The organism is Streptomyces argenteolus, assembly GCF_042902585.1.
GTDB classification, from domain to species: domain Bacteria; phylum Actinomycetota; class Actinomycetes; order Streptomycetales; family Streptomycetaceae; genus Streptomyces; species Streptomyces argenteolus.
The window spans coordinates 621749-641526 of record NZ_JBIBEG010000001.1; the positions used below are offsets into that span (position 1 = coordinate 621749).

Annotated in this window: 20 protein-coding genes; 8 read left to right on the forward strand and 12 right to left on the reverse strand. The window is 72.2% G+C overall.

From position 1 onward, the window contains the following. Window positions 1-114: 114 nt before the first annotated feature. The 7 genes from ACFY8O_RS02725 to ACFY8O_RS02755 all read right to left on the reverse strand — a co-directional run bounded on the left by ACFY8O_RS02725 (window position 115) and on the right by ACFY8O_RS02755 (window position 8202). Window positions 115-1758 (reverse strand): dipeptide ABC transporter ATP-binding protein, encoded by a 1644-nt coding sequence (locus ACFY8O_RS02725; RefSeq protein WP_387898152.1) that lies wholly within the window; start codon window positions 1756-1758, stop codon window positions 115-117. Beyond that, a complete protein-coding gene (locus ACFY8O_RS02730; RefSeq protein ID WP_387898154.1) occupies window positions 1755-2744 on the reverse strand; it encodes an ABC transporter permease in 990 nt (329 codons plus the stop codon). The genes ACFY8O_RS02725 and ACFY8O_RS02730 overlap by 4 nt, the downstream gene beginning before the upstream one ends. Beyond that, window positions 2741-3748 (reverse strand): ABC transporter permease, encoded by a 1008-nt coding sequence (locus ACFY8O_RS02735; RefSeq protein ID WP_387899532.1) that lies wholly within the window; start codon window positions 3746-3748, stop codon window positions 2741-2743. Before ACFY8O_RS02735 ends, ACFY8O_RS02730 begins: the two co-directional genes overlap by 4 nt. Before the next feature lie 2 nt (window positions 3749-3750). Continuing rightward, on the reverse strand, window positions 3751-5478 hold the full coding sequence (locus tag ACFY8O_RS02740; protein ID WP_387898157.1) for an ABC transporter substrate-binding protein: 1728 nt from the start codon (window positions 5476-5478) through the stop codon (window positions 3751-3753). Between the two features lie 209 nt (window positions 5479-5687). Continuing rightward, the gene (locus ACFY8O_RS02745) at window positions 5688-5783 is read right to left on the reverse strand and encodes an Ms4533A family Cys-rich leader peptide (protein WP_387898160.1); all 96 of its coding nucleotides are present in this window, start codon (window positions 5781-5783) and stop codon (window positions 5688-5690) included. 89 nt (window positions 5784-5872) lie between these two features. After that, entirely contained in the window at window positions 5873-7228 is a 1356-nt protein-coding gene (locus ACFY8O_RS02750) for a DUF3152 domain-containing protein (RefSeq protein ID WP_387898163.1), read from the reverse strand. A gap of 8 nt (window positions 7229-7236) precedes the next feature. After that, window positions 7237-8202, reverse strand: coding sequence for an alpha/beta fold hydrolase (locus ACFY8O_RS02755; protein WP_387898166.1), 966 nt, complete (start codon window positions 8200-8202; stop codon window positions 7237-7239). A 110-nt stretch (window positions 8203-8312) separates the two neighbouring features. On the opposite strand from ACFY8O_RS02755, the gene ACFY8O_RS02760 reads away from it, so the two are divergent. The 4 genes from ACFY8O_RS02760 (at window position 8313) to ACFY8O_RS02775 (ending at window position 10295) form a co-directional block, all read left to right on the forward strand. Next, complete coding sequence (locus ACFY8O_RS02760; protein WP_145803427.1) at window positions 8313-8528, forward strand: hypothetical protein; 216 nt, start codon at window positions 8313-8315, stop codon at window positions 8526-8528. A 171-nt stretch (window positions 8529-8699) separates the two neighbouring features. Then, window positions 8700-9341 carry a TetR/AcrR family transcriptional regulator gene (locus ACFY8O_RS02765; RefSeq protein ID WP_099174612.1) on the forward strand — a complete coding sequence of 214 codons (642 nt, stop codon included), beginning with the start codon at window positions 8700-8702 and terminating at the stop codon, window positions 9339-9341. Window positions 9342-9476: 135 nt separating this feature from the next. Beyond that, the gene (locus tag ACFY8O_RS02770) at window positions 9477-9704 is read left to right on the forward strand and encodes a DUF3107 domain-containing protein (RefSeq protein ID WP_167526138.1); all 228 of its coding nucleotides are present in this window, start codon (window positions 9477-9479) and stop codon (window positions 9702-9704) included. A 321-nt stretch (window positions 9705-10025) separates the two neighbouring features. Continuing rightward, on the forward strand, window positions 10026-10295 hold the full coding sequence (locus ACFY8O_RS02775) for a hypothetical protein (protein WP_145803429.1): 270 nt from the start codon (window positions 10026-10028) through the stop codon (window positions 10293-10295). A gap of 1 nt (window position 10296) precedes the next feature. Here ACFY8O_RS02775 and ACFY8O_RS02780 read toward each other — a convergent pair whose 3' ends face one another. Then, window positions 10297-11052 (reverse strand): ferritin-like fold-containing protein, encoded by a 756-nt coding sequence (locus ACFY8O_RS02780; RefSeq protein WP_387899535.1) that lies wholly within the window; start codon window positions 11050-11052, stop codon window positions 10297-10299. A 465-nt stretch (window positions 11053-11517) separates the two neighbouring features. Between ACFY8O_RS02780 and ACFY8O_RS02785 the strand changes: the two genes are divergently transcribed. Next, a complete protein-coding gene (locus ACFY8O_RS02785) occupies window positions 11518-13488 on the forward strand; it encodes a DEAD/DEAH box helicase (protein ID WP_387898170.1) in 1971 nt (656 codons plus the stop codon). A gap of 107 nt (window positions 13489-13595) precedes the next feature. Then, window positions 13596-14462 (forward strand): alpha/beta fold hydrolase, encoded by an 867-nt coding sequence (locus tag ACFY8O_RS02790; RefSeq protein WP_145803435.1) that lies wholly within the window; start codon window positions 13596-13598, stop codon window positions 14460-14462. 26 nt (window positions 14463-14488) lie between these two features. Here the strand turns inward: ACFY8O_RS02790 and ACFY8O_RS02795 are convergent, their stop codons facing one another. After that, window positions 14489-15400, reverse strand: coding sequence for an NYN domain-containing protein (locus tag ACFY8O_RS02795; RefSeq protein ID WP_145803437.1), 912 nt, complete (start codon window positions 15398-15400; stop codon window positions 14489-14491). Window positions 15401-15610: 210 nt separating this feature from the next. On the opposite strand from ACFY8O_RS02795, the gene ACFY8O_RS02800 reads away from it, so the two are divergent. Further along, complete coding sequence (locus tag ACFY8O_RS02800; RefSeq protein WP_014154223.1) at window positions 15611-15763, forward strand: hypothetical protein; 153 nt, start codon at window positions 15611-15613, stop codon at window positions 15761-15763. A gap of 133 nt (window positions 15764-15896) precedes the next feature. Here the strand turns inward: ACFY8O_RS02800 and ACFY8O_RS02805 are convergent, their stop codons facing one another. The 3 genes from ACFY8O_RS02805 to ACFY8O_RS02815 form a co-directional block, all read right to left on the reverse strand. Continuing rightward, window positions 15897-16502 carry a MarC family protein gene (locus ACFY8O_RS02805; protein WP_145803439.1) on the reverse strand — a complete coding sequence of 202 codons (606 nt, stop codon included), beginning with the start codon at window positions 16500-16502 and terminating at the stop codon, window positions 15897-15899. A gap of 158 nt (window positions 16503-16660) precedes the next feature. Then, window positions 16661-17527: a PHP domain-containing protein gene (locus ACFY8O_RS02810; protein WP_387898174.1), complete on the reverse strand. Its 867-nt coding sequence runs from the start codon at window positions 17525-17527 to the stop codon at window positions 16661-16663. A gap of 99 nt (window positions 17528-17626) precedes the next feature. Then, complete coding sequence (locus ACFY8O_RS02815) at window positions 17627-18271, reverse strand: DUF6758 family protein (protein WP_387898176.1); 645 nt, start codon at window positions 18269-18271, stop codon at window positions 17627-17629. A gap of 157 nt (window positions 18272-18428) precedes the next feature. Here ACFY8O_RS02815 and ACFY8O_RS02820 point away from each other — a divergent pair, with 157 nt between their 5' ends. Further along, on the forward strand, window positions 18429-19661 hold the full coding sequence (locus ACFY8O_RS02820) for an MFS transporter (RefSeq protein WP_387898178.1): 1233 nt from the start codon (window positions 18429-18431) through the stop codon (window positions 19659-19661). The last annotated feature ends 117 nt before the right edge of the window (window positions 19662-19778 follow it).

A 19778-nucleotide genomic window follows, 5' to 3' on the forward strand; every position in this document is an offset into this window, starting at 1 on the left:
CGCGGGTGGTGCGACGGACGGTTGTCCGTCGCACCACCGAAAGGGGTGAACCGTCGTAACTTTCCCGCGCCGGTCGCGTTCTGTTGCGACAATGGGGCGTTCAGTGACTCACCGTCAGGCTGCGGCCAGTTCCCTGCGGATCGCCCGGCGCGTCGCCGCCAGCGCGGGATCGAGTGCGGGCACGGCCGCGAGGAGCTGCCGGGTGTACGGGTCCCGAGGCGATCCGTACACCTCGTCGACCGGCCCCTGTTCGACGATCCGGCCGTGCCGCATCACCGCCACCCGGTCGCTGACCTGGCGTACGACGGCCAGGTCGTGGGCGATGAAGACCAGGCCGATGCCCAGCTCGCGCTGGAGCTCGGCGAGGAGGGCGGTCACCTGGGCCTGGGTCGTGACGTCGAGCGCGGAGACCGGCTCGTCGCAGACGATCAGCTTCGGCTCGGCCGCGAGCGCACGCGCGATGCCGATCCGCTGACGCTGACCACCGCTGAACTCGTGCGGATAGCGCTCGTGGAGTCCCGCGTCCAGGCCGACGCGTTCCAGCAGTTCGCCCACCCGGCCCCGGATCCGCCTCTCGTCGGTCTCCCCCGCCGCGCGGATCGGATCGGCGACGGACTCCCCGACCGTCCGGCGCGGGTTGAGCGAGGCGACCGGGTCCTGGAAGACCATCTGGAGCTCGCGCCGGAAGGGGGCCAGGCCCTTCTCCGGGAGCGAGCCGATCTCCTTGCCCCGGTACCGGAGGTGTCCGGCCGTGGGGTCGAGCAGGCGCACGAGCATCCGCCCGAGGGTCGTCTTCCCGCTGCCGCTCTCGCCCACGATCCCGAGGGTCTCGCCCGCGTGGAGGGTGAGCGAGACCTCGTCCACGGCGGTGACGCGCCCCGCGCCCCGGCCGAACTCACGCCGCAGCCCGGCGGTTTCGAGCAGCGGCACGCCCTCGTCGCCGGTGGTCCGCGGCCCCGGGAGCCGGGGGGCGCGCTTCGCGTCCACCCGGGGCACCGACGCCAGGAGTTCACGGGTGTACGGCTCCCGGGGCGCGCCCAGCACCTCGGCGACCGGCCCGCGCTCCACCGCCCGCCCGTGCCGCATCACGAGGATGTCGTCCACGCTCTCCGCGGCGACGCCCACGTCGTGGGTGACCAGCAGCAGGGCGGTGCCGGTCTCGCGGCGCAGCTCGTGCAGCAGGTCCAGGATCTGGGCCTGCACGGTGACGTCCAGGGCCGTGGTCGGCTCGTCCGCCACGATCAGCCGGGGTTCGCAGACGAGAGCCATCGCGATGAGCGCCCGCTGCCGCATGCCGCCGGAGAACTCGTGCGGCCGGGAGCGGGCCCGCCGGGCCGCGTCCGGGATGCCGACCCGGTCCAGCACCTCGACGGCGCGGGCCCGTGCCGCCCGCCGGGAGACGCGGTGGTGCACCCGGTACACCTCGGCGATCTGGCCGCCGACCGTGTAGTACGGGTCGAGCGAGGAGAGCGGGTCCTGGAAGACCATGGCGGCCTCGGCACCCCGCAGGGCCCGCAGTCCGGCCTCGTCCGCCGCGCCCACGTCCGTGCCGGCGACGCGGACGGTCCCGTTGACCCGGGCGCCCGTCCCCCGGTGCAGCCCCAGCAGCGCCGAGGCGGAGGCGCTCTTGCCGGAGCCGGACTCACCGACGACGCCGAGGGCGGCGCCCGCCTCCAGGGTGAAGGAGAGCCCGTCCACGGCGCGGACGCTCCCGAAGTCGACGGTCAGGTCCTCGACCTGCACCAGCGGCGTTGTCATGACAGGACCACCCGTCGGTCGGCCAGCGCGTACAGCATGTCCGCGACGGCATTGGCGAGCACCACGAAGAAGCCGGTCACCAGCACCATGCCGACGACCACGGGCAGATCGACGACCTTGACGGCGTGGACCAGTTCGCGCCCGATGCCCGGGATCCCGAAGAGGGACTCGGTGAGCACGGCGCCGCCGAACATCGAGCCGAAGTCCAGGGCGCTGAGCGCGATCACGGGGGCGAGCGCACCGCGCAGCGCGTGCCGCCCGATGACGGCACGCTCGCTGACGCCGTAGGCGCGGAAGGTGCGCACATGGTCCTCGGCGAGCGTCTCCAGCATGGAACTGCGGGTCAGCCGGGCGTATTTGGCGGACTCGATGAGTGCCAGGGACACCCAGGGCAGCAGGAGCCCCCAGGCCCACTGCTCGGGGTTCTCGCCGAACGGCACGTAGGTGGGCGACGGCAGCCACTGGAGCGTGGAGCAGAAGATGATGATGAGCAGCAGCCCGATGACGAAGACCGGGGTGGCGGTCCCGGCGAGGGTCAGCCAGGTGAGGACCCGCTCGGTGATCCGCCCCCGCCGCCAGGCGGACAGCACGCCCGTACCGACGCCGAGCAGGATCCACAGGACGAAGGCACCGAGGACGAGCGAGCCGGTGACCGGCAGCTTGGCCAGGATCAGCCGCATGACCTGCTCGTCGCTCTGGTACGAGACCCCGAGGCAGGGCGCGGAGCAGTGCTCCACGCCCGTGCCGGTGGAGAAGTCCCGTCCCGCCACGATGCCCTGGAGGAAGTGCCCGTACTGGGTGTACACGGGGTCGTCGAGCCGGAGCTGCGCGGTGACCTGGGCGACCTGGGCGGGCGAGCAGCGCGGACCGCAGGCGATCTGGGCGACGTCGCCCGGTGCCACGTAGAAGACCGCGTACAGGATGACGGTCAGGGAGAGCAGCACGAAGACGGCACCGCCGAGCCGCCGCAGCAGGAATCCGGTCACGGCGTCCACTCCTTCGCGGGTTCCCCGCGCCGCTCGCGTCCGGTGCCGATCCGCAGCCGGGAGGCGGCCCGCGGGTCGAGTGCCGTCCGGATGCCCTCGCCGAGCACGGTCAGGGCGAGCACGGTGACGAACAGCAGGCCCGCGGGCAGCAGGAGGTAGGTCGGGGCCGACTGGTACCAGGTGTCGGCCTCGGTGAGCATCTGGCCCCAGGACGGTGTGGGCGGCTTGATGCCGACGCCGAGGAAGGACAGGGCCGCCTCGACGGTGATGTTGACGGGGAACAGCAGCGCTGCGTACGTGATGACCGGCGCGGCCAGCGAGGGCAGGAGTTCCCGCCGGGCGATGCTCCACCGTCCGCGCCCGGCGAGCCGGGCGGCCGAGACGAAGTCGAGGGACTTCAGGGCGAGCGCCTGGGCGCGCACGATCTTCGACGTCCCCGCCCAGTTGATGCCGCCGATGACCAGGGCGATCAGGACGGGCCGGGGGAAGGAGGCCGGCACGATCGCGAGCAGGCCCAGGGCGATGACCATGAGCGGCAGGGCGACGTTGATGTCGGTGATCCGGCTGAGGACCTGGTCGGTCCTGCGGCTTCCCAGGGCGGCGGCCAGGCCCACGGTCACTCCGATGACGACCTGGAGGACGGTGGCCACGACGGCCACGCCGAGCGAGACCCTGGCGCCGTACACGACGCGGGCGAAGAGGTCGCGGCCGGTCTGCGGCTCCACGCCGAACCAGTGGTCCGCGCCGATGCCGCCGAAGGCCCCGATGGGGACCCCGCCGGCCGCGGAGTCGACCAGGTCGGGGTGGTAGGTGTCGGGGTCCTGGCCCGCGAGCGCGGCGAGCAGCGGCGCGGCGATCGCGGTCAGGAGGAGCAGGAGGACCACGGCCGCCGCGGCGGTGGCCGCGCGCTGTGCGCGCAGCCGCCGCCAGAACTGCCGGGCCCCCGAGACGGGGGCGGCGGCCGGCGCCGCTCCCGCCTCCTGGACCAGAAGTGCTTCGGACAGGGTCACTTGACCGCGACCTGGGAGATGTCGAGCACGCCGGTCCAGTCGCTGATGACGACGTTCTTGACGTCCTGGCCGTAGAGCCGCTTGTAGACCGGGTGGAACAGCGGCACCGTCAGCGCCTGCTCGCCGATCTTCTTGTCGAGGGCCCCCCACCGCGTGGCGGCGGCGTCCAGGTCGGTGAGCTTGTTGATCTCGTCGATCTCCTTGTTGACCGCCGGGTCGTTCAGGAAGGCCGTGTTGAAGTTGGCGCCGTCCTTCACGATCTGCCGGCCGTCGAAGATCGGCGCGAGGAACGGCCCGCCCGAGGGCCAGTCGGCACCCCAGTGCGCGAGGAAGAAGCCCGGCTCCTCGGAGGCGCTGTGGATGGTGTCGGAGTAGTCGTTGCCCTCCAGGCCCTTCAGCTCGACGGTGATGCCGGCCTTCTTGAGCGCGGCCTGGATCGCCGTGGCGATCTCCGGGCCGGTCTCGAAGTCCTTGTCGTTGGAGTGCGTCAGGGTGACCTTCAGGCCCTTGGGGTGACCCGCCTCCTTCAGCAGTTCCCGGGCCTTCGCCGCGTTGCCCGTCTCCCCCGCGGGGAAGTGGTCGTAGGGGGTGTGACCGAAGGACTTCTGGTTCGGCAGGTAGGTGGTGGCGGGCTCGGCGAGCGAGGAGCCGCCTGCCGCGTTGATGACCGAGGAGCGGTCGACGGCGTAGGCGATGGCCTGGCGCACCTTCGGGTCGTCGAAGGGCTTCACCTTCGGGTTGAAGGCGATGTAGTTCGTGTAGCCGAAGTGGCCGGTGCCCACGCGCGCGGCGAGTTCCTTGTCCCCGGAGACCTTGGCGAGCTCGGCAGGACCGAGGTTGGTGTCGGTGGTGACGGCCGCCGCGTCGGCGCCCTGCGAGGCGGAGAGCCGCTGGTTGATGACGGCGGAGTCGAGTCCCGAGCGTACGTCGATCCTGTCCGGGTAGGCCTTGCGCTCCTCGTCGGTGGCCGCCGACCAGTGGGGGTTGCGCTCCAGCACGAGCCGCTCGCCGTCGTTCTCGTTGGAGACGACCTTGTACGGGCCGGAGGAGACGGGGTGCTCCTCGTACGTGGTCCCGGTGTCCTTGGCCCGGGGCACCGGGGTCGTCTGGGTCTGCGTGGCGAGGTACGGGAACTCGCCCTCGGGCTTGTTCAGATGGAAGACGATGGTCTTCGCGTCCGGGACCTCGATGGAGTTGAGACCCTTCTTGTCCTTGTACGGCCCCTGGTAGTCGGCTCCGCCGATCAGCCAGTCCCGCAGGTAGGGCGCGCCGCCGGAGAGCTCCGCGGCGAAGGACCTCTCGATGCCGTACTTGATGTCCGCGCTGGTGATCGCGGTGCCGTCCTCGTACTTCAGCCCGTCCTTGAGGGTGTACGTCCACACGGTGGCGTTCTTGCTGGGCGTGCCGAGGTCGGTGGCCAGGTCGGGGACGACCTGGGCGCCGGCCTCGCCGTTCTCGCGGTTGCGGGTGGTGAGCGTACGGAAGACGAGGGAGGGGACGTTGCCGCCGCCGGAGGTGTAGAGCCGGGCGGGGTCGAAGTCCTGCTGGGGGTTGCTGTTGAGGACCGTGAGGGTGCCGCCCTCGGCGGGCTCGGCCGAGGCGCCGTCGCCGCCACTCCCCCCGTTGTCCTGCGGCCCGGCGCAGGCCGCGAGCCCGGCGGCCAGGGCGAGAGCTGCTGCGGCGGCGGTTGCCACGCGGCGCGATATGACGGACGGCTGACTCATCGGAAGATGACCTCTCGGGTGTGCTGCTGCGACGGGGATGGGGAGTTGCCCGCGCGGGCACGGCGAGGTCACACCCCGTCGAGGGGGTGGGGAGACCCGGAGACACACATGCCGCGCCCGCGGACGGAGTACGCCCGGGCGCGGAGGTCAGGAAGGGCGAAGGAGCCGGACAGGGCCTCTTCGGACGTCGACGCGCGCTCGAGCAGGCGTCAGCGACAGAGAACGTCGGCTACGCAGTGCCCGGCCACGCCGAAGAGCGCCAGCTCGATGGCGGCGCGCTCGGTGGATGCGGACGTGCGTGACATGCGGAGAAATATGGACGACCCCTCCCGCGATGTCAACGCGGGATGGGACGCGCGTCTCACGATCCGGGACGAGGTGCTCGACGCGGCACTCAACTGCCGGGATACACCCATGGGTTGGGGCGGCACTTGATGCCGTCCAGTTCCAGGGTCTTGGTCTGCTGCTGCATCACGGGCGCGAGGGCGCCCGGCGTGCGGCAGCTGACGTGGTTGTGTCCCAGCCGGTGGCCCACTTCGTGGTTGATGAGCATCTGCCGGTACGTCAGCAGCTTGTCCGGGCCGAAGGTGGCGGCACCCTGCGCCCAGCGGTAGGCGTTGATCATCACGCGGTCGGTGGCCGCGGAGTCGCAGGAGACGTTGTCCTCGGTGGTGTCCAGGCCCGACTTCTCGCACCAGACCGCGGTGGTGCCGGGACTCGCGAGCGTGATCACGAAATCGGCTTCCCCGGACGAGACCCGCTCGAAGGTCATGGCGCCGTTGTGCGCCCAGCTCCGGTCGTCGTTCAGCGTCTTCTGCACGGCTTCGGCGAACAGCGCGGCGTCGAGACCGAGGCCCTTCTCGACATCGATCCGGTACCGGTGCAGCTGCCCCTTGCCCGGGGCGTCGGCGTGCCCCGCCACCGCCTCGAAGGCGCCGGACCCCTTGAGATCGGCTGCCAGCGGGTAGGCGACGGCCATCTTCTGGGCGTACGACAGCGGCGTGACGTCCTGTTGCTTCACCTCGGGGGTGGGCCGGTCCACCGAGCGGGAGGAGTCGCCGGAGTCCTGCCGGTCGACACCTGTGGTCGACGGCGTGTTCCGCGTGCTCCCGGAGTCCTGCGCCACCTGCCCCGCCACCACGACCGCGAGCACCGTGGTCACCGCGGCGGCGGCGATGCCGGTGAAGGTGCGCCCCTTGCCGCCCTTCGCCCTGCCGTCCGTACCGTCGAGGTCCTCGCCGGGGCCCTCAGGGCCTTCGGGGCCTTCGGGGCCGTCGGGCCAGGGGGAGGTCTCGAAGGTCTCGGACGCGCTCGCGGAGGACGCGGGCGGGGCTGGACGGGAGGAGTCCGTGTCGAACGCCTCCAGGAACTCCTTGCGCGGACCGGGTATCAGCGGGGCACTGCCCGTCTGCGGCCCGGAGGTACGCCGGTCCGCCGCCATCCGCTGCGCGGCCTGCTGCCGCGCCATGGCCTGGCGCGCCCGGTAGGCCTCCTGGCCCACCTGCCCGGCCGGTCCCCGGCCGTCGTACGCGGGAACCGGACCGGTTCCCCAGCCGCCTCCCGGCTCACGCTGTTCGGGGTGGCCACCGCGCGCCTGGGGGGCGTCGTGGAACGGGCCGGCGGCACCCGCGGCGGGCGGCGCGGCGCTCCGCCCGCGTCGGCCGGTGCCCCGCCCCGTGCCCGCTGCGGCCCCGCCGGGCGCGGCCTCGCGCCCTGTGGCCTCGGGGCCCTTTCGGCTGTGTCGTCCCACGCCCCGGATCAGCTCCCGCCGCGTTCGTCGAGCAGGTCCCGGAACGCCTGGGCGACCGCCTCCGGGTACTCCATCATCGCCACGTGCCCGGCGTCGGGCAGTGTCAGCAGGCGCGAGTCGCGGAAGGCCGCGGACGCCCTGCGTGCCATCCGGTACGAGACGAGCTGGTCCCGTCCGCCGTACACGAGCAGGGTCGGTGCGAGCACCCTCTCGGCCTGGCGCCACAGGTTGTGCTGTCCGCCCAGCGTGTAGGCATCGACGATGCCCCGGGCCGAGCGTGTCATGGCGTCCCAGAAGTACGGCAGCCCCAGCCTGCGCTCCATCTCGGCCACCGCGTGGCGGAAGGCTTCGTCGGAGATGCGTGCCGGATCGCCGTAACAGAGTGCCATGGCTCCGCGCGTGCGCTGCTCGGCGGTCCAGTCCCGGGTGAGCCTGGCGAACAGGGAAGCGACGCCGGGGAGTGCGAGCAGCGCCGTCGGGACGGCGGGCCGCTGGACCCGGATCTCGGGCAGAGCAGGGGAGATGAGCGTCAGGGTGCGCACCAGATCGGGACGCACGGCCGCGACCCTCGTGGCAACGGCGCCCCCCAAAGAATTCCCGAAAAGGTGAACGGGCCCGCGCCGCTCCTCGTCCAGCAGCCGGATCACCGCCCTGGCATGCCCGGTGACGGAGTAGTTGCCGTCGTCCGGCGGCGGGGAGTCCCCGAAGCCGGGCAGGTCGACGGCCTCGCACGCGAGCGTGTCCGCCAGGAGGGGCATCAGGGCCGACCAGTTCTGGGAGGAGCCGCCCAGGCCGTGCACGAAGAGGGCGGGCGCGGCCCCCGCTCTCTCCGCCGGTCGCGAGCGGACGGTCAGGGTGAGGCCCACCGGGGTGACGGTGCGCAGCTTCTCCCCCTCCGCCACCCGGACGGCGCTGACCGTGGGGGCCGCCGCGGCGGCGACGGCCCGGATACCGGGCAGCTCGGTCGAAGACATGCGGCAATGTTACGAGACGATCACGCGGTGGTTCATGTGTTCGCGGTCACAGGCCGCATAGCGTCCCCGCAGGGTTGCTCCTAGGCTGCAAAGGAAGGAAGGGAGCCACCATGACGGTCGACCCGAGCGACCCCGAGACCTTCGAGGACACCGAGCCGGAGGAGCGCGCCCCCGAGGCCCCCGAGGCGGACACCGCCGAGCAGCGGTCCCCCGTGCGGCCCGAGCACGACGAGCCCCTCACCCGCATCGATCCCGGCAGGACGAACGAGGCCGATGCGGCCGAGCAGGCCCGCGTCGTCTCGGAAGATGAGGACGATTACCGGTAGATCGCACCGCTTTGCGCTGCCGGTCGGCATATCTGCGGCTACCGCGGCCGTCCGGTCCGTGAAATTCTGCGTCCGCGCCGCGCGCACCCGGGTTACCGAAAAGTACGATGGCATCCACGGCGCAGCGTGCACGGTACGACTGTGTTCGATCACGAAATTTTGGGAGGCGGCGTGACAGCCATCGAGCAGACAGAGGCGGCGCGCCCACGGGGTACCCGGCTCCCTCGCCGTGCCCGACGCAATCAGCTGCTGGGCGCCGCGCAGGAGGTCTTCGTCGCGCAGGGCTACCACGCCGCGGCGATGGACGACATCGCCGAGCGGGCGGGCGTCAGCAAGCCGGTGCTGTACCAGCACTTCCCCGGCAAGCTCGAGCTGTACCTCGCCCTGCTGGACCAGCACTGCGAGTCGCTGCTCCAGGCGGTCCGCACGGCGCTCGCCTCCACGACGGACAACAAGCTGCGCGTGGAGGCGACGATGGACGCCTACTTCGCGTACGTGGAGGACGAGGGCGGCGCCTTCCGGCTGGTCTTCGAGTCCGACCTGACCAACGAGCCCGCGGTCCGCGAGAGGGTCGACCGGGTCTCGCTCCAGTGCGCGGAGGCCATCTCCGACGTCATCGCGGGTGACACGGGCCTGTCCAAGGACGAATCGATGCTGCTGGCCGTCGGCCTCGGCGGTGTCTCCCAGGTCGTGGCGCGCTACTGGCTCTCCAGCCCCTCGGGCATCCCGCGTGACAGCGCCGTCCAGCTCCTCACCTCCCTCGCCTGGCGGGGCATCGCGGGATTCCCGCTGCACGGCGCCGATCAGCACTGAGCCGGAGCGCCGCCGGGACCGGTGTTCGCTGCGGGCGTTGCCGGTCGGCCCCTGCCCGGTCCCTTCACCGGGCTAATGTGTGCTGCGTACGGCGCGGTTCACCGCGCAGAGACGGACCGTCGGAGGGACATAGCCGTGGAGGTCAAGATCGGGGTGCAGCACACGCCCCGCGAGATCGTTCTGGAGAGCGGACTTTCCGCCGAAGAAGTCGAGAGCGCGGTCGGGGAAGCGCTCAACGGCAAGGCGCAGCTGCTCAGCCTCACGGACGACAAGGGCCGCAAGGTCCTGGTGCCGGCCGACCGGATCGCGTACGTGGAGATCGGCGAGCCCAGCACCCGGCGGGTGGGGTTCGGCGCGCTGTAGCACGCGCGACGCGGAGCAGAAGAGGTGGGGGGGCCGGGGGCCGGGTGGGCCGGGGCCCCCCCCCCACGGCGCCCCGGGCCCCCCCCGGGCGCGCCCGGGGGGGGGGGGGGGGGGGGCGCTCCCGCCGGGGGGGCCGGCCCGGGTGGGGGGGGGGGGGGGGGCCCCGCCCCCGGCCCCCCCCCACCTCTTCTGCTCCGGATCCGCCCCGGCGTTCCCTCGGTGGGGTCGTCCGGGGGCCCAGGAGGGTTGCGTTCCGCAGGTCACGGGTAGTACGGCCTAGGACCGACCGCCCGCCGCACCATCAAGCGAGGTGACCCCTCTGTGCTCTGGGAATCCATCAGCTCCGTCGTGCTCGGACTCGCACTCTCGTGGGTCGCGCTGCGCTCTCTGCCCCGCCGCCTCCCGTCCCCGCGCGTGGTCTTCGTCACGGGTGCGCTCGGCGCCCTGTTCGGCGCGTTTCTGACGCACTCGGCGCTGGACGGCGGACACTTCCTGGCGGCACCGGCCGGTGCCGTGCTGGTCGGGGCGGTCACGCTGTCCTTGCTGATCCGCCCACGCCGCAGCCGGCCGGTGCGGTCGGCTGCGGTCTAGGTCAGGCCGCGAGGCCGAGTGCGGCCATCCGCTTGGTGTGGGCCTCGGTGATCCGGGAGAACATCCTGCCGACCTCGGCCAGGTCGAAGCCGTCCGCGACACCGCCCACGAGCATCGTGGAGAGCGCGTCACGGTCCGCGACCACCCGCTGTGCCTGGGAGAGTGCCTCGCCCATCAGCCTGCGCGCCCACAGGGCGAGCCGGCCGCCGACGCGGGGCTCGGCCTCGATCGCGGCCCGCACCTTCTCCACCGCGAAGTTCCCGTGCCCCGTGTCGTCGAGCACGGAGAGGACGAGGGAGCGGGTGTCGCTGTCGAGCCGGGCGGCGATCTCCCGGTAGAAGTCACTGGCGATCGAGTCGCCCACGTACGCCTTGACCAGGCCCTCCAGCCAGTCCGACGGCGCGGTCTGGCGGTGGAAGTCGTCGAGCGCCTTCCCGAAGGGCTCCATGGCCCCGGTCGGCTCCGCGTCGATCGCGGTGAGCCGGTCGGTCAGCTGCTCGAAATGATGGAATTCGGCGGACGCCATCCTCGCCAGGGCCGCCTTGTCGCCGAGTGTCGGCGCGAGTTTGGCATCCTCGGCGAGCCGCTCGAAGGCCGCCAGCTCCCCGTAGGCGAGCGCCCCCAGCAGGTCCACGACCGCGGCGCGGTACTGCGGGTCGGCAGAGGCGGTGGCCCAGTCCTGGGCGGCGATTCCGGTCGGTGCGGGCGCTTCGTCGGATGCTTCGATGGCGTTGTCAGGCGTCTCCATGGAGCGCAGAATAGCCCGCCACGCCGGGGGTGGACGGGCCTGTCCGATCGGAGACATCACACCGTTCCGATGAATTCGCCCAACACACATGCGCGAATCCGGGGTACAGTGGTATTGCGCTTACTGAGCATTTTCTTGTGCCAGGAGCGCGACCTTGAATGAGGATGCCCGGTCGGTGGCCCGATCGGCTCCGACCCGACAGCCCTCCACGCGAGGCGTACCCCTGGTACGACCGCAGATGAGGGGCCCCCTCAGCGGCACGAGCGCTCGAGCGACGGCAGTGGTCCCGCGCCACCCGGCCCATCCACGGCCGGATGACCAACCCCGGCACGGTACGACCCCCAGCGTTCGCCTCGGGCCGCGTCTCACAGAAGAGGCAGCACCCTGACTACGTTCCGCGACCTCGGAATTCTCACCGAGACGGCCGAAGCCCTCGAGGCGGTCGGCATCACTTCCCCCTTCCCCATCCAGGAGATGACGCTCCCCGTAGCGCTCTCCGGCTCGGACGTCATCGGCCAGGCCAAGACCGGCACCGGCAAGACGCTCGGGTTCGGCCTGCCGCTGCTGGAGCGCGTCACCGTCCCCGCCGACGTCGAGGCCGGCCGCGCCGCGCCCGAGAAGCTGACGGACGCGCCGCAGGCCCTGATCGTCGTCCCCACCCGCGAGCTGTGCCAGCAGGTCACCAACGACCTGCTGACCGCCGGCAAGGTCCGTAACGTCCGCGTCCTCGCGATCTACGGCGGCCGGGCCTACGAGCCCCAGGTCGAGGCCCTCAAGAAGGGCGTCGACGTGGTCGTCGGCACCCCGGGACGACTGCTCGACCTGGCGGGCCAGCGCAAGCTCGACCTCTCCCACATCCGCGTCCTCGTCCTGGACGAGGCCGACGAGATGCTCGACCTGGGCTTCCTGCCCGACGTCGAGCGCATCATCACCATGCTGCCGCCCAAGCGCCAGACGATGCTGTTCTCGGCCACCATGCCCGGTGCCGTGATCAGCCTCGCGCGCCGCTACATGTCGCAGCCCACGCACATCAACGCCACCTCGCCCGACGACGAGGGCACGACCGTCAAGAACACGGCGCAGTTCGTCTACCGCGCCCACTCGATGGACAAGCCCGAGATGGTCTCACGCATCCTGCAGGCCGAGGGCCGCGGACTCGCGATGATCTTCTGCCGCACGAAGCGGACCGCCGCCGACATCGCGGAGCAGCTGGAGAAGCGCGGCTTCGCGTCCGGCGCCGTCCACGGTGACCTCGGCCAGGGCGCGCGTGAGCAGGCGCTGCGCGCCTTCCGCAACGGCAAGGTGGACGTCCTCGTCTGCACCGACGTCGCCGCGCGCGGCATCGACGTCGAGGGTGTGACCCATGTCATCAACTACCAGTCGCCGGAGGAGGAGAAGACCTACCTCCACCGCATCGGCCGTACCGGCCGCGCGGGCGCCAAGGGCATCGCGATCACGCTGGTCGACTGGGACGACATCCCGCGCTGGCAGCTGATCAACAAGGCCCTGGACCTGAAGTTCCCGGACCCGGTCGAGACGTACTCCACGTCTCCCCACCTGTACGAGGACCTCGGCATCCCGGCGGGCACCAAGGGCGTCCTGCCCCGGGCCGAGCGGACCCGTGCGGGTCTGCGCGCGGAGGAGATCGAGGATCTCGGTGAGACGGGCGGCCGTGGCCGCAAGTCCGCCGCCTCCGCCCCGGCCCCCCGCGAGGAGCGTCCGCCGCGCACACCGCGTCAGCGTCGCCGCACCCGGGGTGGCAGCAGCGTGGAGGAGGGTGCCGTCACCGTGCCGGCGCCGTCCACCGAGGCACCCGTCGAGGAGGCCGCGGAGCCGCGTACCCCGCGCCGCCGTCGCCGTACCCGCGCCGCCGCCGAGGCCGTGCCGGAGGCAGCGGTGGCCGTGACCGAGGCCCCGGCCGTCGAGGCCCCGGTCGTCGAGGCCGCACCCGCACCCGTGGCCGAGGCCGAGCCCGTGTCGAAGCCGCGCCGCCGCCGTTCGCGTGCCGCCGCTTCCGCCGTCGCGGAGCCGGCCGTGGTGGCGGCCCCGGCCGCCGAGCCCGTGGTCGACTTTCAGACCGTGGCGATCGCCGCGCCGCCGGCGGAGCCCGTGGCCACCAGGCCGCGCCGCCGGACCCGGGTCGTGAAGCCTGCCGACGAGGTCGACTTCCAGATCGCCCCGGTCTCCGAGCCGGTGACCGAGACGAAGCCGCGCCGCCGGACCCGTGCCGCGGCCAAGCCGAAGACCGAGGTGACCGTCGAGACCCCGGCCGCCGACGAGGCCGTGGAGACCAAGCCCCGCCGCCGCCGTCCCCGCGCCGCGGAGAAGGCGGAGGCCGCCCCGGTGACGGAGGCCGTGGTGGAGGGTGAGGCGGCCCCCGCCAAGCCGCGCCGCCGCCGGTCCCGCGCCGCCGCCACGGCCACCGCGGAGACGGCCGAGAGCTGATCCTCGGCCACGGCCCAGCCTGCCTACGGCCCCGGTTCCCGCGCTGCGGGGGCCGGGGCCGTAGGTCTGCCCGGGCACGGTCCCGCCCCCGGCGATACGCTCGGCCCATGAGCCGGCCGCCCACCTTCACCCCGCCCCCCTGCGCCCGTTCCCGCACGCTGCGCACCGCGCGGGGGGACTTCGCCGTGCTGGACGCCGCGCCGTCCGGTGACGCGCACGCCACGGCCCTCCTGCTGCCCGGCTACACCGGCAGCAAGGAGGACTTCATCGCACTGCTCGAACCCCTCGCCGAGGCCGGCTTCCGGGTGCTGTCCGTCGACGGCAGAGGGCAGTACGAGACCGCGGGGCCGGGCCACCAAGAGGCTTACGCGCAGGCGGAGTTGGCCAGGGACGTGCTGGCGCAGGCCGCCGCGGCGGACGACGGCGGGGCGCCGGTGTCCGGCGGGATCCATCTGCTGGGTCACTCGCTGGGCGGCCAGATCGCCCGCGCGGCGGTGCTGCTCGACGCCGCGCCCTTCCGCTCACTGACCCTGATGTCCTCCGGCCCCGCCGAGATCACCCCCGAGCAGCAGAAGAAGGCGCAGCTGCTCGGTGACGCGCTCGGCCGCTGGAGCATGGACGAGGTCTGGCGGATGATGCGGGCGATGGACCCGCCGGAGGACGCCGACACGGGTGACGGCGAGGATCTGCGCCGCCGCTGGATGCGCCACGACCCGGCTCAGCTGATCGCGACGGGCGCGCAACTGTCGTGCGAGCCCGACCGGGTGGCCGAGCTCGCCGCGCTGCCCCTGCCGGTGCACGTGATCTCGGGCGAGCGCGACGACGTCTGGCCCCTGCCGCTGCTCGACGCGATGGCGCGGCGGCTGGAGGCCCGCCGGACCGTGATCGAGGGCGCCGAGCACTCCCCCAACACGGCCCGGCCCCTGGAGACGGCCGCTTCCCTCGTCTCGTTCTGGAACAGCGTCCGCCCCTGACGGCCGGGGCCGGGACCCACGGACCGTCAGTATTGCGCCTGCAGGTGCTGCCAGAAGCCGTCGCGCAGCGCCCTGCGCAGGTGGGCGTGGCCGCGCAGGGAGTGCTGGAGGAGACGTTCCGCCTCGACGAGGAGGTCCTGGTCGACGGAGCCCGGCAGGTAGGGGTGGCCCGGCAGCAGGTCGGCGAGCGCGTCACGGCCGCGCGAGGTGAGCCAGGACGCCGCGATCTGGGCTCCGACGAAGCGGACGTCGTCGCGGGCGGGGGCGGGACTGTCGTCCTCGTACATCGTGACGGAGCGCCGCGTCACGTACGGGCGGCAGAAGTCGAGGTCGAAGGTGCGCTGGCTGTCGACCTCCCAGAGCAGTGGCTCGGCCTGGTTGCGGCCCTCGCCCGCCTCGATGCCCCACAGGTGCACGCGGGCTCCGTATCCCTGGGCCGCCTCGACGGCCGAGACCAGGTCCTCGTCGCCGCCGACGAGCGCCGCGTCGCTGATGGCGCGGTGCCGGGCGAGCGACTCCAGGTCGGTGCGGATGAGTGAGTCGACGCCTTTCTGCTGGTTGTTGGCGTTGAGATTGCCGAGCCTGACCTTCACGTCGGGGAGTTCGGCGATGGACTGCTGCTCGACGGTGTGGATCCGGCGCCTGGCCCCGTCGTACCAGTACACGCGGAGCAGCCTGCTGTCCGCGAAGATCGTGCGGGCCTTGTCGATGAAGGCCTCGATCAGCCCTTCCGCGTCCAGGTCGAAGGAACGGCGGTCCTCGGTGCCGGTGACGAGCAGCCCGGCCGCCGCGTAGACATAGCCCGCGTCCACGAAGATGGCGTGGGTGGAGGGGGTCTTCGACACCTCCGCCAGCACCCGCTGGAGGAGTGCGTTGGTGCGGTCCAGCTGTTCGCGGATGTCCGGCCCTTCGTCCGTCCGCGTGTCCGCGTGGTTCATGCGGACCTCATCGTCCGCGTATGGCTGATTACCGACGGGTACTTAGACATCCAAAAAATTTCCTTAGCGTAGGGAATGTTTGCTGCCGGCAAGCCGTTGTCACCCTTGTGGAGCGCGGGGCGCGGACGCCGTGTGCTCCACATCCTTGCGGACGGCATGCCCGTCCTCCCAGTAGTTCTCCAGCAGGAGGATCAGACGAAGGGAAGCCGTATGCGCTTCGAGATCATGCGACTCGACGATGTCGACGGTACCGCCGTGGACAGCACCGTCGTGGACGCCGCCTCCGTCAACCGGATCGTGCAGCAGGCCGCGGCAATGGGCCAGCGCATCTACATCCGGCCGGCCGACACGTCGGCTTCATAACACCTGGTTTCGCTTCGTGTCGCTGACCACCGGCGCATGACGAGCTGAAGAAGACGAAGCGCCCCCGCACGGAAGGCCCGTGCGGGGGCGCTGTGGTGTCCGGGGGCACACCTCACCGGCGACCTCCGGGAGTTCAGGAGGTCTGGATGACCTGGGTGACGCCGTTGATGATCTGCTGTACGGCGATGGCCGAGAGCATCATCCCGGCGAGCCGGGTCACCAGCACCACTCCGCCGTCCTTGATCACGCGGATGATCAGCAGCGAGTAGCGCATGACCACCCAGAGCACGAGGTGCATGGCGACGATCGCCGACCAGACCGAGACCTGCCCGCCCACCCCGTCGGCGTGCTGCACCGCGAGGATCACCGAAACGATCGCGCCGGGCCCGGCGAGCAGCGGCATACCCAGCGGCACGAGCGCCACGTTGACGTCCTTGGTCTGGGTGGGCTCGTCCGTCTTGCCGGTGAGCAGGTCGAGCGCGATCAGCAGCAGGAGCAGCCCGCCCGCGATCATCAGTGCGGGCACGGAGACGTGCAGGTAGGCGAGGATCTGCTGGCCGAGCAGTCCGAAGACGGCGATCACGCCGAAGGCGACGGCGACCGCCTGGAGGGCCATCCTGCGCTGGACCTTTGCGGGGCGGCCCGCGGTGAGGGCCAGGAAGATCGGGGTGATTCCGGGAGGATCCATAATCACAAAAAGGGTGAGAAAAAGGGATCCGAAGACAGCGATGTCGAACACGGTGAGCCTTGAGCCTTGCGAGAGAGGAGCGGGGGGAACAGGGAGGTGCGCGCACGCCGGCGCCACGAGGGCGGCCGGACGCGCCTGCGCGCGAAGAAGGCGGGGAGGGGCAGCGCCCCGCCGAACGGGGCGGGCCCGTCGTGGGCGGGGTGGCTCCGTTACGCGGGGAGCGGTCCGCCGGCGCCCGGCACCGGGAAGGCTCCCGTGGCGCGCCGGGTGATCTCGCCGTAGATCTCGGGATCGGTGGTGTACTCCCCGAGCCGGACGGTCTTGCGGGTGCCGTGGTAGTCGCTGGAACCGGTGGGCAGCAGCCCCAGTTCGGCTGCGAGCCCCCGCAGCCGGGCCCTGGTGGGCTCGTCGTGGTCCATGTGGTCGACCTCGATGCCGTCGAGTCCGGCCTCGGCCAGCTGCGCGATCACGGTCTCGGGCACCACGGTGCCGCGCTTGACGGCGAGGGGATGGGCGAAGACGGTGACGCCGCCCGCGGCCTTGACCAGCCGGATCGCGTCGAACGGGTCGAGCTCGTGCTTGTCGGCGTACGCCCGCCCGCCGTTCCCGAGCCAGGCCGAGGTGAAGGCGTCGGAGACCGTGTCCACGACACCCAGCTCCACGAGTGCGGTGGCGACGTGCGGCCGGCCGACCGAGCCGTCGCCCGCGATCCGCGCGACCTGCTCCCAGGTGATCGGGACACCCAGCTCCTGGAGCCTGGCCACCATGGCCTGGGCCCGCGGCACCCGGTCGTCCCTGACGAGCTCACGCTCGCGGGCCAGTTCGGGCTCGGCCGGGTCGAAGAGGTAGGCCAGCATGTGCAGGCCGATGCCGTCGATGCGGCAGGAGAGTTCGGCGCCGGTGACGAGGGTGAGCCCCTCGGGCAGGGCCGCTGCCGCCTGCGCGTGGCCGCCCACGGTGTCGTGGTCGGTCAGGGCGACGACGTCGAGACCCGCCGCGGCGGCGGCTGCCACCAGTTCGGCGGGGGTGTCCGTGCCGTCCGACGCGGTGGAGTGGGTGTGCAGATCGATGCGCACGACGCGTACTCCAGTGCTGGCGGACGGACAGGGGACGCTCAAGGATAACCGCCGCCCGTCACCCCTTCAGCCCTCGCCGGGGCACCCCGCCGGCCCTGGTCAGGGCCGTGTGAGCAGCCGGGGGGTGAGTGCTCCGCACGGCAGCAGGTCCACCTCGCCGCCCGCCTCGCGCAGGTCGGTCAGCACCAGCTCGTCGTACATCAGGAGCCCTGACTGCTCGGGCCAGACGATCGCCCAGAGCCACAGCCCCCTGGCCTCGCCGGCGAAGACGGCGCGGTCGGCCGGGGCGTCCTTGACGTGCCAGAGCGCGGTGGGGCGGCCCGCCGCGAGGACCTTGGCGTCAGGTGCGGAGTCGACACCCAGGGCGGCACCGGGGTCGGGACCCTCGATGCCCGCGTAACGCGCACCGAGCCCGACGCCGAGCTCCTCGGCGACGAGCAGCAGCTCCCCCATGCCACCGAGCGGGCCGGGACCCGAACACGCCACGGCGGTGGCCCGGCCACCGCTGCGGTCGTCGCCCGCGTACGCCGCGCCCGTGAACAGCCAGCCCACGGGGAGCGGCCAGGGCATCCACACGGGCACCTGGGCCCGGTGCACGACCACGCCGAGCGCCTCGACGCTGGGCGGGACCACCGGCTGCATCGGGTGCACCTGGCCGTGCGCGGCGCACTGCCAGGCATCGGCGAAAAGGCCGGGCGCCCTGACCCGGCCACCGCACTTCGGGCAACTGGGTTCGCCCCTCATAACGCCCCACGGTCCTCTCCGGTCGTCGTCGCGTCAAGGACGATCACCCGTCCGCAGCGCGGCTCCCGCCGGGAGAGATAGATGTGAGTTGCACTTATTAGAGTGTCTAACTTATTCTGTGCAAGGGACAACGATCTAGTGGAGAGCGAGAGAAGCCATGCGGGGAGAGGATCCGTTCGACGAAGGGGCGACCAGCATCCTGCGTCAGCCGAAGGCCGTATGGGCCACGGCGGGCGCCTCGGTCGTGGCCTTCATGGGGATCGGCCTGGTGGACCCGATCCTGCCGTCCATCGCCGAGGGGCTGGAGGCCACACCGAGCCAGGTCTCGCTGCTGTTCACCTCGTACTTCCTGATCACCGCGGTCGCGATGCTCGTGACCGGTTTCGTCTCCAGCCGCATCGGCGGCCGGAAGACCCTGCTGGCCGGCCTCGCGCTGGTCGTCGTCTTCGCCGCGCTCTCCGGGACCTCCTCGTCCGTCGGCGAACTCGTCGGCTTCCGGGCGGGCTGGGGCCTGGGCAACGCGCTGTTCGTGTCGACCGCCCTCGCGGTGATCGTGGGAGCCGCGGCGGGCGGCAGCGCCGCGGCGATCCTGCTGTACGAGTCGGCCCTCGGCCTCGGCATGGCGTGCGGGCCGCTGGTCGGCGCCCTGCTCGGCGACGCCAGCTGGCGCTACCCGTTCTTCGGGACCGCCGCGCTGATGGCGATCGGCTTCCTGTGCATCACGGCGTTCCTCAGGGAACAGCCCAAGCCGGCCAGGAAGACCTCGCTGCTCGACCCGGTCAGGGCGCTCGGCCACGGCGGGCTGGCCTCGGTCGCCACCTCGGCGTTCTTCTACAACTACGCGTTCTTCACGATCCTGGCCTTCACGCCGTTCGTGCTGGACATGTCGCCGTACAGGTCGGGGGCGGTGTTCTTCGCCTGGGGCCTGCTGCTCGCCGTCTTCTCCGTGCTCGTCGCCCCGCGGCTGCAGCGGCGCCTCGGCTCGCTGAAGGTGGTGGGCGGCTCGCTGGTGCTGCTCGCCGCCGACCTGGTGATCCTCGGCTACGGCGGTCACACCACGGCCGTCGTCTGCACCATCGTCTCCGGCGCGTTCATCGGCATGAACAACACGGTCTACACCGAGCTCGCCCTCGGCGTCTCGGACGCTCCGCGCCCGGTGGCGAGCGCCGGCTACAACTTCGTCCGCTGGTTCGCCGCCGCCGCGGCTCCGTACCTCGCACCGAAGATCGAGGAGTGGACCGACATCCACATCCCGTTCGTGGTCGCCGCCGTCGCCGCCCTCGCCGGCGCGCTGGTGGTGTGGGTCCGGCGCGCCGCGCTGACCCAGCAGGCCGAGGAGCTGGAGCCCCGGCACGCCGCCGAGGACGGTGTCACCGTCTTCGCCGACTGACGCGGCTCCCCCGTCCGGCCCCGCCCACGGTCCCCCTCCTGGCCGCGCGGCGGGGCCTTCCGCGTTCCGCGCGCCTTCCGGGTGCACCCGAACCGCGTGCCGCCCGCCCCGGCGTAC